General features: G+C 62.3%; 13 protein-coding genes and 1 riboswitch. Of the genes, 8 read left to right on the forward strand and 5 right to left on the reverse strand.

Annotation, left to right across the window (positions count from 1 at the left end; all coding sequences use genetic code 11):
- Positions 1-134: 134 nt before the first annotated feature.
- Both hutX and hutZ read left to right on the forward strand, forming a co-directional pair.
- Positions 135-647, forward strand: a complete 513-nt coding sequence (gene hutX / locus ACVDHI_RS15435) for a heme utilization cystosolic carrier protein HutX (RefSeq protein ID WP_042881286.1) — start codon at positions 135-137, stop codon at positions 645-647.
- The gene (hutZ, locus tag ACVDHI_RS15440) at positions 644-1201 is read left to right on the forward strand and encodes a heme utilization protein HutZ (protein ID WP_010673228.1); all 558 of its coding nucleotides are present in this window, start codon (positions 644-646) and stop codon (positions 1199-1201) included. Before hutX ends, hutZ begins: the two co-directional genes overlap by 4 nt.
- Positions 1202-1266: 65 nt before the next feature.
- Here the strand turns inward: hutZ and ACVDHI_RS15445 are convergent, their stop codons facing one another.
- From ACVDHI_RS15445 to ACVDHI_RS15455, 3 genes are read right to left on the reverse strand one after another with little or no spacing between them, the layout of a single operon-like run.
- Entirely contained in the window at positions 1267-1674 is a 408-nt protein-coding gene (locus ACVDHI_RS15445) for a hypothetical protein (RefSeq protein WP_041211184.1), read from the reverse strand.
- A 39-nt stretch (positions 1675-1713) separates the two neighbouring features.
- Positions 1714-2265, reverse strand: coding sequence for a cysteine hydrolase family protein (locus ACVDHI_RS15450; protein ID WP_039040040.1), 552 nt, complete (start codon positions 2263-2265; stop codon positions 1714-1716).
- A gap of 14 nt (positions 2266-2279) precedes the next feature.
- Positions 2280-3248: a ChaN family lipoprotein gene (locus ACVDHI_RS15455; protein ID WP_324062755.1), complete on the reverse strand. Its 969-nt coding sequence runs from the start codon at positions 3246-3248 to the stop codon at positions 2280-2282.
- Positions 3249-3444: 196 nt separating this feature from the next.
- Here ACVDHI_RS15455 and ACVDHI_RS15460 point away from each other — a divergent pair, with 196 nt between their 5' ends.
- From ACVDHI_RS15460 to ACVDHI_RS15475, 4 genes are all read left to right on the forward strand, one after another.
- Positions 3445-5538, forward strand: a complete 2094-nt coding sequence (locus ACVDHI_RS15460; RefSeq protein WP_324062757.1) for a TonB-dependent hemoglobin/transferrin/lactoferrin family receptor — start codon at positions 3445-3447, stop codon at positions 5536-5538.
- 261 nt (positions 5539-5799) lie between these two features.
- Entirely contained in the window at positions 5800-6942 is a 1143-nt protein-coding gene (locus ACVDHI_RS15465) for a 3-phenylpropionate MFS transporter (protein ID WP_210600401.1), read from the forward strand.
- 63 nt (positions 6943-7005) lie between these two features.
- Complete coding sequence (locus ACVDHI_RS15470; RefSeq protein WP_010673234.1) at positions 7006-10467, forward strand: hybrid sensor histidine kinase/response regulator; 3462 nt, start codon at positions 7006-7008, stop codon at positions 10465-10467.
- Positions 10468-10668: 201 nt separating this feature from the next.
- A riboswitch (cyclic di-GMP riboswitch) is annotated at positions 10669-10755 on the forward strand.
- A gap of 111 nt (positions 10756-10866) precedes the next feature.
- Entirely contained in the window at positions 10867-13464 is a 2598-nt protein-coding gene (locus ACVDHI_RS15475; protein WP_043152616.1) for a glycosyl hydrolase family 18 protein, read from the forward strand.
- A gap of 139 nt (positions 13465-13603) precedes the next feature.
- On the opposite strand, the gene ACVDHI_RS15480 is transcribed toward ACVDHI_RS15475, so the two are convergent.
- A complete protein-coding gene (locus ACVDHI_RS15480; protein WP_042864341.1) occupies positions 13604-14404 on the reverse strand; it encodes a putative RNA methyltransferase in 801 nt (266 codons plus the stop codon).
- A 127-nt stretch (positions 14405-14531) separates the two neighbouring features.
- Positions 14532-15170 carry a cAMP-activated global transcriptional regulator CRP gene (crp, locus tag ACVDHI_RS15485; RefSeq protein WP_010673237.1) on the reverse strand — a complete coding sequence of 213 codons (639 nt, stop codon included), beginning with the start codon at positions 15168-15170 and terminating at the stop codon, positions 14532-14534.
- Between the two features lie 374 nt (positions 15171-15544).
- On the opposite strand from crp, the gene ACVDHI_RS15490 reads away from it, so the two are divergent.
- Both ACVDHI_RS15490 and ACVDHI_RS15495 read left to right on the forward strand, forming a co-directional pair.
- Positions 15545-15949, forward strand: a complete 405-nt coding sequence (locus tag ACVDHI_RS15490; protein ID WP_041211191.1) for an OsmC family protein — start codon at positions 15545-15547, stop codon at positions 15947-15949.
- Positions 15950-15997: 48 nt separating this feature from the next.
- Positions 15998-16297: a hypothetical protein gene (locus ACVDHI_RS15495; protein WP_010673239.1), complete on the forward strand. Its 300-nt coding sequence runs from the start codon at positions 15998-16000 to the stop codon at positions 16295-16297.
- Positions 16298-16358: the final 61 nt, after the last annotated feature.

Consider the following 16358-nt stretch of genomic DNA (forward strand, 5'->3'; position numbering starts at 1 on the left):
CCGCCGAGAATATCAAGTCGCCCATCAAAATGCACTGAGAATGAAAGCGATTATCAATTGCGTTACTTGGGGCGCTTTATTACAGTATCCGCCGCGACACCGAGCACCATCGCCAGATTATCCAGGGAGAACCGATGAGCATTGCACAACGCATTCACGCGCTGCTGGAGCAAGACCCCAGCGCCCACCCGTCCACCCTCGCCACCGAGCTGGCCGTCAGCGAGTGGGAGGTGGTACGCCATCTGCCTGCCGCCCTGATGACGCAAGTGCCGGCCGGGGAGGCCGAAGCCCTGCTGGCGAACCTGGCCAGCTGGGGTCAGGTGACCACCATCGTCGAATCCGATGGCTCCATCTTCGAGGTGAAGGCTCCCTTCCCCAAGGGCAAGAACGCGCGCGGCTACTACAACCTGATGGGGCGGGACGGGGAGCTGCACGGCCACCTCAAGCTCGATAACGTGGCGGGCATCGCCCTGGTCAGCAAGCTCTTCATGGGCAAGGAGGGGCACTCCTTCCAGTTCTTCGGCCACAGTGGCCGCTGCATTTTCAAGATCTACCTGGGCCGGGACGAGCAGCGTCAACTGCTGCCTGAGCAGGTGGAGCGTTTCATGGCCCTGCGCCGTCAGTATCAAGAGGAAGTGAAAGCATGAGTGAACGTCAGGAGCGCCTGCAAAACCGTCTGCAACCGGAGATCCGCGAGTTCCGCGACGGTTGCCGTACCCTGCAGCTCGCCACTGTGGATGGCGAAGGCAACCCCAATGCCAGCTATGCCCCCTTCGTGCTGCAGGAAGATGGATACTACGTGCTCATCTCCGAGATAGCTCGCCACGCCCGCAACCTGCAACAGGTGCCCAAGGTATCGCTGATGCTGATTGAGGACGAAACCGGTGCCCGCGAGCTGTTTGCCCGCAAGCGTCTGACCTTCGATGCGGTCGCCGAGGTGGTGGCCCGCGACGACGCACGCTGGGAGAAGGCCGTTGCGGCGCTGGAAGGGCGCTTCGGCGAGATAGTCAAAGGGCTCTCCAACCTCAAGGACTTCGTGCTGTTTAGGCTCAAGCCCGAGCAGGGACTGTTCGTCAAGGGATTCGGTCAGGCGTTCCGTGTCTCCGGCGACGAACTGGTGGACTTCGTTCACCTGGTGGAAGGGCACAAACGCATCGACAATGGCGCCGAGCTGACCAGCCCGGCGGATGAACCCGTTTGAGGGGACAGTTAGCGAGATGAGAAAACGGGCAGCCTGGGCTGCCCATTTTGTTGTTATGTCCCGGGTTACTCTTGCCAGCCTGCCTGGTTGGGGAAGGCATCGCGATCGGCCTGGGTGGCGCTCTCGTTGCATTCCCCGCGGATCTTCCAGGAGGTCTGGCTGAGGACGATATAGCCGCTTCGGCAATACTTGCGCGTGGCCAGCATCTGGGTGAGCTGCTCGTCCTGCAGGGCTTCCCGGCGTTCCAGCAGGCTCTTGTCGCGGCGGCTCAGCCGGTTGTCATCTCCCTCCTGCAACCGGGTGGGCAGGACGTCGAGAGGGGCGGCCTCGAAGGTGAAGCGCTTGCTCCCGTCGTCGCTGATATGGGTGTGGAACAGGGGGGCCGGGCCATCGGGTGCTGCCCCCGGCAAGCCGGAGCAGGCGGTGAGCGCCGGTAACAGCAGCGTGAGGGCAACGGCAGAGAGTAGACGCACACAAGACTCCAATCGGGTGTTCACATCAGGACGGGCAGCTTAACACGCCCGCTCGGGTTGAATGGTGGCCAGCAGCTCATCCGTCGTGAGCAGGGTCACGCTTCTGCCTTGAGGCAGGCTCAGATGCCGCCACATGAAGTGGTGGTGCTGGATGATCTGCTCCGCACTCAGGTGCGGCCTGTCCGCCGTGGTATGGGCGTCGGTCACCGCAAAGGCGTCAAAGCCCCTGGCGGCGGCGCTGCGCAACGTGGTATCGACGCAAAAGTCGGTGGCACAGCCGCAGATGAGCAGTCTGTCTACCGACTGCTCTGCCAGCAGGAAGCCGAGCTCGGTGTCGAGGAAGCTGTCACAGGCAGTCTTGCGCACCCGGCTGTCGTGGGGAGACGGGGCCAGATCGGCGTGCAGTTGCCAGCCCGCACTGCCAGGTTCCAGCTCGGAACCCGGTTCGTCGTGTTGCACATAGATGACCCGTCCGTGTTGGCCCCGCACGCGATCGGCCAGACGATTGATGTTGGCGATGACCTGGGCATCCTGATGGCGGGGGTTATCGAACAACCCCTGTTGCATGTCGATGACGAGTAACACATCCATATGAAATCCTTGGGCTATTTTGAGGGTTGCAACCATTGGCTGCAGTCACGGCTTCGGGATTGATGCAGTGCGCCCATATCTTGCTTCATTTCCTTTGCATTTAGCCAGCGTTCCGGCAGGGGAGCGATCTGGACCCTGACGTCTGCGTCTCTCCCGGGGGCTGTCTCGTCACCGGTTTGCGGCACGATGAGTGCCACCTTGAGTGCCGGATTGCGGCTGGCGATGCGACTGGCGATCCCGAGCCCCCCTTCCACGTGGAAGTTGCCGGCGATATGCATGATGCGCCTGCCGGGATGCTTGCCCAGATAATCCACCATGCTTTCGGCCATGGTGTCGTCCCAGCTGGTCTGGGCGGCGAAGCGACGGGCGTTGCCGTCCGCATCCCCATGGTGCATGGAAGCCATGAACTTCTGGCGGTAGCCGTCATCCCCCAGAGTCAGCTCGCGGGCAAGCTGGCTGCGGCGATTGGCCGGCAGTTTGTCGAGCCAGGCCGATCCCTCCTGACCGACGCAGCTCACCAGAGGTTTGGGGGCATTGGCGGCAATCACTGGCAGGTGCTGCGCCTTGGCGAACTCCACCAGAGGGCGGTAATCACTCTGGTAGTTGGGCCAGGCATGGCCATCTCGAATGAGGGCCGATTCGCCGATGCGTCCGGCCAGGTAGGCATCCAGCACCGGCTGATCGGCGCGGCTGAACTGCTCCATGGAGAGTACCAGGGCCCGGCCATCTGCCTGCGACGTCTCGTCAAGCCCCGCCAGCAGACGGGCCTGCAACAGATGGATGGCCGGGTGAGTGTGAAGTTCCCCCACCAGCACGATGTCGGCATCCGCCACCCGGGCCACCGCCTGCTCGAAGGTCAACGCCTGCCCCTGGGCCGTATCGAGCCGTGCGTCATAGAGGGTCTCGGGTGGGGTGTTCTGCGGCGTGGTGGCACAGGCGACCAGCAGCAGGGGCAGGGCGAGCAGGGGGAGTCGTCGGATCATGGTTACTCACTCAAGAAACAGGGGATGGGAAAAGGCTGCACCATGGGATGGCGGCATGGCGAGCGAAAAAGTGGCGCCAGTGTAAGGGGGAATGATGATAAAGTGAAATGAGAATGATTCACTTTATTATTGATCTTTGTCTCTGGCGGGGTAATATGCCTCCCGCTTGATAATAATTCTCAATAAGGACTTTGCAGTGGCGCACAACAACACCCCCTCCCTGATAGCCCTCGCCGTGGCGGCCGGGCTGATCTCCCCCGCTTTCGCCGCAGACAAGAAAGCCGATGAAGTCATGGTCGTCAGCGGCTCCCGGATGGAACAGAAGCTGGAAGATGTTTCCGGTCCCATCGCCGTCATTACCTCGGCGCAGATTGAAGAGCAGGTCGTCAGCAACGTCGCCGATCTGTTCCGCTATGAGCCCGGGGTGAGCGTGCAGGGAGGCGCTGGAGATGCCCAGACCTTCACCATTCGCGGCATGAGCGAAAACCGGGTCAAGGTGGTGCAGGACGGTGTGCGCCAGAACGATGCCTACAAGAATGGCGGCGTGGGTCAGACCTACTTCGACACCGACATGATCAAGCAGGTGGAAGTGGCCAAAGGGCCGGCCTCCGCCGCTTACGGTTCCGATGCTCTGGGAGGCGTCATTGCCATCACCACCAAGGATGCTGGCGACTTCCTCAAGGGCCGCGACAGCTATCTGGATGCGACCACGGGTTATGCCTCCAGCAGCCACCAGAGAATGGCCGGCATCACGGGGGCGCTGCGCACCGGGGAAGTCGAGAACCTGCTGCGCTACACATGGCGCGATGGCGGTGTCACCCAGAATTATGACGGCGACAAGAACGAGTTCGACATCGTCAGCCAGGCCGTGCTGTTCAAGAGCAAGTGGAATCTCTCCGATGATCAGTTCCTGAAACTGACGGTGGATTACTTCACCGAGGGGCAGGATCCGGATGCCATCGATCTGACCAAGGCGGGCTCCGTCTTCAACCAGCCCATTACCGACAAGGAGACCGACAACCTCTCCCTGGTACTGGATCATGGCCTCACCCTGAACGCCCCCTGGGCGGATCGCGTGGACAGCAAGATCTACTACAGCCGCGCCAAGCAGACCCTGGATCAGTACGCTTCGTCCAAGTATCCGGTCATGCCGGGCAACCCCTATGTGACCAAGAACTCCCTGGATCACAACGGTTTCGAGCAGGAGAGCCTGGGCGCCCAGGTGAAGTTCAACAAGGCGCTCGCCAGCCAGCGTCTGGCCTGGGGCCTGGAATACGAGCATACCGACAACGAGCGTACCCGCTTCAAGGGGCCGACCGTTCCGGGTGACTTCGTCGGCTACAACGAGCTGAGCTTCCCCTCCACCACCAGCGAGCGCAGTGCGCTCTGGGCCTTTGACGAGATCAAGTTCGGCGAGCGTTGGGTGCTGACCCCGGGCGTGCGTTACGACTACTACAAGATGACCCCGGACGAGGATCCCGCCTACACCGGCGAGAACATGAAGAAGATCTCCGAAGGGGAGTTCTCTCCCAAGCTGGGGCTGGTATTCAAGGCGCACGAGGCGGCGAACCTGTTCGCCCAGTACAGCCACGGCTTCAAGGCGCCCATGTATGACAACGCCTTCTCCACCCTGAACCACCAGGCGTATGGCTATCGCATCGAGCCCAACCCGAACCTCAAGCCAGAGAGCAGCGACGGCATCGATCTGGGGGTGCGCGGCAGCCGTGGCGGGTTCAGCTATGAAGTGGCCACCTTCTACAACAAGTTCGACGACTTCATCGAGCTGACGGCCGTGGGCACCGAAGGCCGTACCGCCCTCTATCAGTACCAGAACCTGGACAAGGCGACCACCAAGGGGGCCGAGGCCAAGGCGGACTACTGGTTGAACGAGCTGGTCAACGTCTGGGGCAACCTGGCCTACATCGAGGGCAAGGATGGCGAGGGCAACTACATCAACAGCCTGAGCCCCCTGAACGGCAGCGTCGGGGTGCGTCTGGAGCAGCCGAACTGGAACATCAACACCGCATTGCGCTTTGCCGACGACATGGACAAGGTGGGCAAGGATGCGCGAGGCAACGACAACATCAAGAGCGCAGGCTGGGGAGTGGTGGATCTCTATGCCCAGTTCAAGCCGGTGCAGGACCTGCAGCTCAACGTGGGGGTGTTCAACCTGTTTGACAAGGAGTACGTGAGCTACGAAAGCATCACCGGCCTTGCCGCCACCGCGGATACCAGCAAGCAGACCGAGCCTGGCCGCAACCTCAGTGCACGGGTCAAGTACGTGTTCTGATGGTCGTCGACCAGCATGAAGGAAAAGGGGCCCTCGGGCCCCTTTTGTCATGAAGGTCGGCGTCTGCAAAAAAGAAACCCGCTAGGGGCGGGTGGAAGGATTGCAACACTCATCAGGAAGCGGTGTTACCCAATAGACAGGGGGATGTGACAAAGGTTCAACTTTATTGATATTTATGGTTTTTATCTGTCATGCCGCCTGGGGATCCCCGTCCCGAAATCGGTTATCATTTGTGCCCCTTGTCATGCAGCCCGAGCCTCTATGCCCGCGTTCTCCTGGTTAGCCCTGTTTTTTGGCGCCTTCTACTTCGTTTATGGCGCCTACCTGCCGTTCTGGTCGCTCTGGCTGGAAGGCATCGGGGTGAGTACTGAACAGATAGGGCTGTTGCTGGGGGTGGGCATGGCCATCCGCTTTGCCGGCAACCTGATGGTGATGGGGCGAGTCAAGGGGGCCGGCCAGTTGCTGCCCGTCACCCGGCTGCTCTGTCTGCTGAGTCTGCTGGCCTTCCTCGGTTTCTATCTGGGCCACAGCCTCTGGTGGCTGGTGGTGCTGACCCTCGCGGCCAACTTCATCTACCCGACCCTGATGCCCATGGGAGAGGCGCTTGCCACCCGCATGGTGGTTCAGACCCACCTCGACTACGGCAAGGTGCGGCTGTGCGGCTCCTTTGCCTTTATCGTCGCCTCCACCCTGGTGGGGGCCCTGGTGGGCAACTTTGGCAGCGACTGGGTGCTGCACACCATGGTGGCCGGGTTGCTGATCATGCTGGGGCTCAGCCTGCTGCCGCTGCGACCCGCCCCCCAGGAGCTGCAAGGGGAGCGGGCCAAGGCCTCGCTGCTCGTCACGCTCAGGTCGGCCCCGGTGCGCCGCTTCCTGCTCATCACCGCCCTGCTGCAGGGGAGCCACGCGGCCTACTACGGTTTCAGCGCCATCTACTGGAAGAGCGCCGGCTACAGCGGCACCCTGATCGGGTATCTCTGGGCTCTGGGAGTGGTGGCGGAGATCGCCATGTTCGCCGCGGACAAGCGCTTCCTCCAGCGCTTCGGCGCCCAGACCCTGTTTCTGGTAGGGGCCCTTGGCTGCGTGGTGCGCTGGGTGCTGCTCGGCAGTTCTACCGACCTGGCGGTGCTGGTGCTCGGCCAGCTGCTGCACGGGGTCACCTTCTGCGTCAGTCACCTCGGCGCCATCCGCTTCATGACCCGCCAGTTGCCCGCGGAGCAGCAGATCCCCACCCAGGCGCTCTATGCGGCCCTGGGCCTTGGCATGACGGTGGCGGCCCTGATGGCGATCTGCGGCGTGCTGTTCGAGCCGCTGGGAGGCGGCATCTTCTTTATCATGGTGCTGGTAGTGCTGCCGGTCTTCGTGTTGCGGCTGCGTGAAGAGAGCCCTGAACAGGGCCGATGACACAGGTCTGCCGGTCTCTGGCGCGGCAGGCCTCCGACTTATCTGGACAAGGGAAGTAGAGAGATGCACCAAGGATGGCTGCTGATCGGGTTGTCGCTCGCCTATCTGGGCTTGCTGTTCCTCATCGCCTATGTGGCGGACAAGAACAAGCGCCGTCGCCCCAAGGGGCAGCCTCTGCTCTACAGCCTGTCGCTGGCGGTCTATTGCACCTCCTGGACCTTCTTCGGCACCGTGGGCCAGGCCAGCGAATCCCCCTGGTCGCCGGTGCCCATCTACCTGGGCCCCATGCTGGTGTTTCTGTTTGGCTGGCGCCTGCTGGCCCGCCTCATCCTGGTGGCCAAGCGCGAGCACATCACCTCCATCGCCGATTTCATTGCCGCCCGTTATGGCAAGTCCCAGCGCCTGGCCATGGTGATCAGCCTCATCGCCGTCATGGGGATACTTCCCTATCTGGTGCTACAGCTCAAGGCGATCGTCACCGGGCTCGATCTGCTGATGGCCAACAGCACGGGGGTCAGTCCCACCAGCAACATGGCGGAGCTGGCGCTGGGGGTCACCCTGCTGCTGGCCCTGTTCAGCATTCTATTCGGCACCCGCAACCTGGATGCCACCGAGCACCACAGGGGCATGGTGGTGGCCATCGCCTTCGAGTCCGTGGTCAAGCTGCTCGCCTTCATGGCGGTGGGGGGCTTTGCGCTCTGGCTCATCATCGCCAGACCGAGCGAGGCGCGTACTCTGGTGGCGGGCGACTTCCTCGATGCGGTGGTGGCGGTGACGCCGGGCAGTCTGCTGGAGCTCGCCATCTACACCCTGATCGCCATGTGCGCCGTCATCTGCCTGCCGCGCCAGTTTCACGTGACCGTGGTGGAGAACAACCAGGGGCAGGATCTGCACTGGGCCCGCTGGATCTTCCCCCTCTATCTCTTCCTGATGGGGCTCTTCATCTGGCCGCTGGCGCTGGCAGGCAAGCAGTGGGTCGGGGCAGATATGGCCTCGGACACCTATGTGATAAGCCTCCCCATGTCCCTCGGATTCGACGGCATGGCGATGCTGGCATTTCTCGGCGGCACCTCGGCGGCCACCGGCATGGTGATCGTCTGCACCATCGCCCTGGCCATCATGGTGAGCAACGATCTGGTGTTGCCGGTCCTGCTGCGCCGGGTCTGGCAACAGGGGCGGGACGAGCGCCTGATGCGGTTGCTGCTGCAGGTGCGTCGGGGGGCCATCTTGCTGATTTTGCTGGCGGCCTGGGCGCTCTATCTCTGGCTCGGGGATCTCACCAGTCTGTCGCGCATCGGCTATCTCTCGTTCGGGGCCGTGGCCCAGTTCGCACCGGCCCTGCTGCTCGGCCTGTACTGGCGTCATGGCAATCGCAAGGGCGTCTATCTCGGGCTCGCCCTCGGGGTCAGCCTCTGGTTCGTGACCCTGCTGGCGGAGAGCGGACTGCTGGCTGGCTCCCCTCTCGAAGCCCTGCTGGCGCCCCCAGACTGGCCGGCGGTGCGGGATCTGAGCCTGGGGGCCTGGTGCCTCTTCCTGAGTCTTCTGCTCAACCTCGCCGGCTATGTGGCGGGCTCCCTGCTGTCACGGGCGGCGGTGAGTGAGCGGCTGCAGGCAGCCAACTTCGTCGGCAAGACGAGCCGGGATACCTCGGCGCTTTATCATGCGCGGGTCTCGGTGAAGGAGCTGGAGATGCTGGCGGCCCGCTTCGTCGGTTCCAGCCGCGTCAAGCGGGCCTTCGGCCGCTTCGCGGGCGAACGGGGAGGCACCCTGGCGCCCCAGATGCAGGCCTCCGCCGAGCTCATCGCCCACACGGAGCGACTGCTGGCGGGGGTATTCGGTACCTCGTCCGCCCGCCTGGTGCTGGCCTCCGCCCTGCAGGGACGCAACATGCAGCTCGAGGAGATCGCCACCATAGTGGACGAGGCCTCCGACATGTTCCGCTTCAACCGCGGCCTGTTGCAGGGGGCAATCGAACACATGGGGCAGGGGATCTCCGTGGTGGACAGGGAGCTCAGGCTGGTGGCCTGGAACCGACGCTACATCGAGCTGTTCTCCTATCCCCCCGGTCTCATTCAGGTGGGCCGTTCCATCGAGGAGATCATCCGCTACAACGCCGGACAGGGGTTGTGCGGCCAGGGAGACATCGAGGCCCAGGTAGCGCGGCGGGTTGCCTTCATGAAGCGTGGCAGCCCCCATGTCTCGGCGCGGGAGCGTCCCGATGGCCGGGTCATCGAGATGCAGGGCAACCCCATGCCTGCGGGGGGCTTTGTCATGACCTTCACCGACATCACCCCGTTCAGGGCGGCGGAGCGGGTGCTGCGGGAAGCGAACGAGCACCTGGAGGCGCGGGTGGCCGAGCGCACCCACGAGCTCTCCGAACTCAACCGCCAACTGCTGCTGGTAAACCAGCAGGTGGAGCGGGCCAACCAGTCCAAGAGCCGGTTCCTTGCGGCGGTGAGCCACGACCTGACCCAGCCGCTGAACGCGGCCAAGCTCTTTACCTCCTCCTTGCTGGAGATGCTGCCCCCGGAGGACGAACCGGCCCGTATCGCTCGCCACATCGACGACGCCCTGGGGGCGACCGAGGATCTCATCACGGATCTGCTGGACATCTCGCGCCTCGAGGCGGGCAAGTTCAAGGCGAAGAAGCTCGATTTCGCCCTGAGCGATGTGCTGGACAATCTCAAGGCGGAATTCGGCGTGCTGGCCCAGGCCGGTGGGATCCAGTTCTCCGTGGTGGAGAGCCGCCTTGCGGTCTACAGCGATGTGCGCTTGCTGCGGCGGGTGTTGCAGAACTTCCTCACCAACGCATTTCGCTACAACCCCGGCGGTCGGGTGCTGCTCGGCTGTCGCCGCATGGGGGAGAAGGTGCGCATCGAGGTGTGGGACAACGGCCCCGGCATCCCGGAGGGCAAGCAGGAGGCGATCTTCGACGAGTTTTCCCGCCTCGATCACTCCCGCACCGCCAGGGAGCAGGGGCTTGGCCTCGGGCTCGCCATCGCCCGCGGCATTTCGCTGGTGCTGGGTCATCAGCTCTCCCTGCGCAGCTGGCCCGGAGCGGGGTCCGTCTTTGCCATCACCCTGAACCTCGCGACCCGGCCCGTCATCCCCAGCCAGGTGACGACCCCGGCCCTGCGAGACAGCCAGCTGGAAGGGGTCAGGATCCTCTGCATCGACAACGAGGAGGATATCCTCATCGCCATGGCCTCGCTGCTGGGACGCTGGGGCTGCGAGGTGCGCTGTGCCCAGAGCCTGGAGCAGGCGGAAGAGATCATCGGCGGCGGCTTCCTGCCTGCGCTGGTGCTGTCGGACTATCACCTGGATGACGGCAAGACCGGGTTGCAGGCGTTGCACATGATCAGGCTGGCCCATGGCAACGGTATCGGCGGCATCATCATCAGTGCGGATCGCAAGAGCGAGTTGCAGGCACAGATCCGTGAGCACGGCTTTGGCTACGTGAGCAAACCGGTCAAACCTCTCAAGCTGCGCGCCCTGATGAACAGCCTACTGATGCCGGTTCAGTGACTGGTCTCACAGAATCCAGCATTGGCTGAACATTTTTTTGATGCCATCCAGGCGCCATGATCGGCGATGATGGTGCCTCTTTCGTCGCCATTTGCCGAGTTTGGTGATAATTGAGTCTTGTTGGGTGTCACTTTTGGCAGGTGGCACCCGGGCGACTCTCCTCTATAGTCATTCGGCGATTATTTTTGTCGCAAATCAAGTTGTGCAAAAAGGCAAACCGGATGAAAGTCCGGGACGCAAAGCTTCCGGTCTAAGGGTCTGCGTACCTAGGATAGCGGGGCCACCACAGGTTGTATCGTCCATGGGCCAAGCCATGGTTGCGATGTTGTCTGCGTTACCTGGCAGGTTGCGTTGCCTTTTTCGTTGTTAATTCCAATAACGAAATAAGGAAGTTCAAATATGTTAAGTCCAAAACTTTCCCTGCTGGCGCTTCTGGTCGGGGGGCTTTGCACTACCTCCGCCTTCGCCGCTGCCCCGGGCAAACCCACCATTGGCTCCGGCCCCACCAAGTTTGCCATCGTTGAAGTCAATCAGGCTGCTTCGGCCTACAACCAGCTGGTGACCGTCCACAAGGATGGCGCTCCCGTCAGCGTGACCTGGAACCTCTGGTCCGGTGACGTCGGACAGACCGCCAAGGTACTGCTCGACGGCAAGGAGGTGTGGTCAGGCCCGGCCTCCGCCGCGGGTACCGCCAACTTCAAGGTCACCAAAGGGGGGCGTTACCAGATGCAGGTGGCCCTGTGCAACGCCGATGGCTGCACCCTCTCCGACAAGAAGGAGCTGATGGTCGCCGATACCGACGGCAGCCACCTGGCGCCGCTCAATGCGCCCCTCAAGGAGAACAACAAGCCCTACGCCAACAAGTCCGGCAAGGTGGTGGGGGCCTACTACGTGGAGTGGGGTGTCTATGGTCGCAAGTTCACCGTGGACAAGATCCCGGCCCAGAACCTGACCCATATTCTCTACGGCTTCACCCCCATCTGCGGTGGCAACGGCATCAACGACAGCCTTAAAGAGATCTCCGGCAGCTTCGAGGCGTTGCAGCGCTCCTGTGCGGGCCGCGAAGACTTCAAGGTCTCCATCCATGATCCCTGGGCGGCGATCCAGATGTCCCAGGGCAACCTCAGCGCCTGGGATGAGCCCTACAAGGGCAACTTCGGCAACCTGATGGCCCTCAAACAGGCCCACCCGGACCTCAAGATCCTGCCGTCTGTCGGTGGATGGACCCTCTCCGATCCCTTCTATTTCCTGGGTGACAAGACCAAGCGCGATACCTTCGTCGCCTCGGTCAAAGAGTTCCTGCAGACCTGGAAATTCTTCGACGGCGTGGACATCGACTGGGAGTTCCCGGGCGGACAGGGGGCCAACCCCAGCCTGGGCGGCCCGAATGACGGCGCCACCTATGTGGTGCTGATGAAGGAGTTGCGAGCCATGCTCGATGAACTGGAAGCCGAGACCGGCCGCCAGTATGAGCTGACCTCGGCCATCAGCGCCGGCGGTGACAAGATTGCCAAGGTGGATTATCAGGCGGCCCAGCAGTACATGGACCACATCTTCCTGATGAGCTACGACTTCAGCGGCGCCTTCGACCTGACGAATCTGGCCCACCAGACCAACCTCTTTGCCTCCAGCTGGGATCCGGCCACCAAGTACACCACCGACAAGGGCGTCAAGGCGCTGCTGGGTCAGGGGGTGACACCGGGCAAGATTGTGGTGGGGGCGGCCATGTATGGCCGTGGTTGGACCGGAGTGAAGAACTACCAGGCCGGCAACCCCTTCACCGGCACCGCCACCGGACCGGTGAGCGGTACCTGGGAAAATGGCGTGGTGGATTACCGCGACATCGTCAACAACCGCATGGGCGCAGGCTGGGAGCAGGGCTATGACGAGTCGGCCGAGGCCCCCTATGTCTTCAAGGCCAGCAGTGGTGACCTCATTACCTTCGACAACGACCGCTCGGTCAAGGCCAAGGGGCAGTACGTGCTGGCGAACCAGCTCGGCGGTCTGTTCGCCTGGGAAATTGATGCGGACAACGGCGACATCCTCAACGCCATGCACGAGGGGCTGGGCCACGGCGAGGGTACGCTGCCGCCGGTCAACAAGCCGCCGGTTGCCAATGCCGGCAGCGATCTGAGTGCCACCGGCCCGGCCGAGGTGACCCTCAACGGCAGTGCCTCCCACGATCCGGAAAACGGGGCGCTGACCTACAGCTGGAAACAGGTCTCCGGACCCCAGGCCAGCCTGCTGGATGCCACCCAGGCCAAGGCCCGTGTGGTACTGGATGCCGTCAGCAGCGACATCAATCTGGTGTTCGAGCTGACCGTGACCGACGATCAGGGGCTCTCGGCCAAGGATCAGGTGGTGGTCACCAACAAGGCGCCGCAGCCGAACCTGCCCCCCGTGGTCAGCGTACCGGCCAGTGCGACCGTCGAGGCCGGCAAGCAGGTGAGCATCAAGGCCACCGCTTCCGACCCCAATGGTGATGCCTTGAGCTATCAGTGGACAGTGCCGGCCGGTCTTAGCGCCACCGGTCTGGACAGCGCGACCCTGGTGGTCACGGGCTCGAACGTGACCAGTGACACGGCATACGATCTGACCCTGGTGGTCACCGACGGGGCGCTGGATGCCACAGCCGTTACCCGCCTGACCGTCAAGCCGGCCAGTACAGGTGGTGGCTGCGAGGCCAGCGATCCGGATGCAGCCAACCACCCGGCCTGGAGTGCAGGTACCGTCTACAACACCAATGACAAGGTGAGCCACAAGCAACTGGTGTGGCAGGCCAAGTATTGGACCCAGGGCAACGAGCCGAGCCGCACCGCTGATCAGTGGAAACTGGTGAGCCAGGTGCAACTGGGTTGGGATGCCGGAGTGGTCTACAACGGCGGTGATGTCACCAGCCACAACGGCCGCAAGTGGAAGGCCCAGTACTGGACCAAGGGCGATGAACCCGGCAAGGCCGCCGTCTGGGTCGATCAGGGCGCGGCGAGCTGCAACTGATCTGCCGTGATGAATAATGGGGCCGAGGGCCCCATTTTTGTCTTGCTGCGTGGTCGGGTGTCTCTTCCTGTCAGGGGAAAGGCGCACTCGCTTTGTCAAAAAGGCCCGTCAGGGCCTTTTTTCATGGTTTGTCACCGGTTTACAGCGGTTTTTGCCACAGGCTGAGCAGCAGATCCTGCTCGAGGGCGTCGGGCCCCTGGTGGGTGAAGGCGTGGCGCTGCTCGCCGCTGGCACGCCAGCCGAGGCGACTGGTCTCCAGAATGTGCTCGCGCAGGCCCTGATCCAGCGCCGTACTGAACTGGGCGCGTTGCTGGGCAACACTGACAAGCCCGGTGAGGGCGGGCCAGCTCAGGGGATGTTCCATGCTCACCGGATTGAGGCTGACGCGCAATTGCCACTGATGGCGAGGGCCTGGCTGCACGTGGAGCAGATAGCCGCCCGGCGCCAGCCAGCTGACCAGGAGTTCCGTCTTGACCTTGAGGTCGTTGACCAGCAGCACCTGGGCCGTGCCAGGCAGCAGCGGGGCGCGCGCCGGGTCGGCGATGACGAACTGGCCTTCCGGTTGCGCCTTGTTGGCGGCGAAGATGGCATTCTTGGCCAGATCGAAACCGCCGACCTGCCAGCCGGGCAGCCGCTCAGCCAGGGCACGGCAGTAGTACCCCTCGCCACAGCCGAGGTGGACAAGCTCGCGCTCGCCAAGAGGAGCGAGCAGGTTCGCCATGGCGTCCACCAGAGGCAGCTGGTGGCCTTGTTCCAGGAAGCGGCGCTTGGCGCGCAGCAGGGCCCGGCTGTCGCTGTCCTTGGGGTTCTTCTTGCCGGGGATGAGGTCCAGATAGCCTTCCGGTGCGGGATCGAAGTGGTGCTTGTTGTCGCAATAGACCCCGCGGGAGGCGGCATGAAGGTGCAGGGGGCTACGGCAAAGGGGGCATTGAAGGTGCATAGGAGTTCTCTTGGCGAAGGCCATGACGGCGGGGCGTTCGGGATTATAGGGGAGAGGATCGGAAAAGGCTGCCATGGGCAGCCTTTTTATCCAACGGCGCTGTGCGGGCGCCGTCGGCGGAACCCGGTCAGCGGGTACCAAACACCACTATGGTCTTGCCGTGGGCGGAGATGAGCTCCTGCTCTTCCAGCATCTTGAGGATGCGGCCGACGGTTTCACGGGAGCAGCCAACGATCTGGCCGATCTCCTGGCGGGTGATCTTGATCTGCATGCCATCCGGGTGGGTCATGGCATCCGGCTGTTTGGCCAGGTTGAGCAGGGTCTGGGCAATGCGGCCGGTCACGTCCAGGAAGGCGAGGTTGCCAACCTTCTGGCTGGTGTGCTGCAGGCGCTTGGCCATTTGACCGGATAGACGCATCAGGATGTCCGGGTTGACCTGGATCAGCTGGCGGAACTTCTTGTAGGAGATCTCGGCGACTTCGCAGGCGCCTTTGGCACGTACCCAGGCGGAACGCTCCGGATTCTCGTTCTCTTCGAACATCCCCATCTCGCCCAGGAAATCTCCCTGATTCAGGTAGGAGAGGATCATCTCCTTGCCTTCGTCATCCTTGATCAGGACGGCGACGGTGCCCTTGACGATGTAGTAGAGGGTTTCCGCTTTTTCACCGGCGTGGATCAGGGTGCTCTTGGCGGGATACTTATGAATGTGGCAATGCGACAAGAACCACTCAAGGGTGGGATCGCTTTGCGGTTTGCCAATGATCATGAGACTTCCTCTGTAGTGTCATTTTTATGGACTGTGCGTCCAGGCAAGTTGCCAAGCTTGCCATTCCTTACTCTTTGGTCGCAGTAGAATAAGAGCCTTTGCCTGTGCTGACAAGGCTTTGGGGTTTTGCCGTCCACCGGTGAGCCGCCATCTGCTGCGTCGTCCGGGGCATTCTAGGCAAGAAGAGGAGGTCGGATGTTGATTTCGATCTATTTCCCTTTGGGTCGTCGTCCGTTTCGCAGGAGAGACTGCTGTCGCCACAAACGGGGCTTTATCGCCGGGAACGGGCAAGATCCTGGCGCATGTGCCACTCGACCCCGGCTTGAGGTATGCTATGGGCGTTAGAACCGTCGTCATTGAGAGGAAAGTGAGAGATGAAAGCCAAGGTCAGCTGGGTGGAAGGCATGAAGTTTGTGGGGGAGAGCGAGTCCGGTCATCAGGTGACCCTGGATGGCGCCAACCCGGGTGAAGGTGCCAGCCCGATGGAGATGATCCTGCTGGCTGTCGGCGGTTGCAGCTCCATCGATGTGGTCTCCATCCTGGAGAAGGCCCGTCAATCCGTGACTGCCTGCCATGTCGAACTGGAAGGGACCCGCGCCGATACCGTTCCCCGGGTATTTGAGCAGATCCACCTCAAGTTCGTGGTGACCGGCAAGAGTCTGGCGGAGAAGCAGGTCGCCCGTGCGGTGGATCTGTCCATGGAAAAATATTGTTCAGTTTCCCTGATGTTGGAAAAAGCGGTAGAAATTACCCATAGTTATCAAATTCTTGAGGGTTGACCGCTATAGTTTGTCCCGTCGATAACGCCATGACATAAGGAAAGTGCGATGAAAAAAATGATGATGTTGCTTCCCCTGTTCGGTCTGGCCGCCTGCAGCATGCCGCAGCCGACCCAGTATCAATACAGCCAGTATCAGTGCGGGGAAGAGTTGCTGGCCATCACCTATGATGCCCAGGCCGACATGGTGCAGTTCCCTTATGCCGGTGTCTATCACAAGCTGGGGCGCATCGAGTCGCCCAAAGAGACTGCCAGCTATTCCGATGGGGTGACTACCTTCTCCCGTCAGGACAAGCAGGCCACCCTGGTCAAGAGCGGTGTGACCCAGCTGACCTGCGAGTTGAAGTGACCCTGATGCCGTCACGGCGTGCATGGAAAACGGCCTGCGTGAAGCAGGCCGTTTTTGTTGA

This window comes from Aeromonas sp. 25-248 (assembly GCF_053005425.1).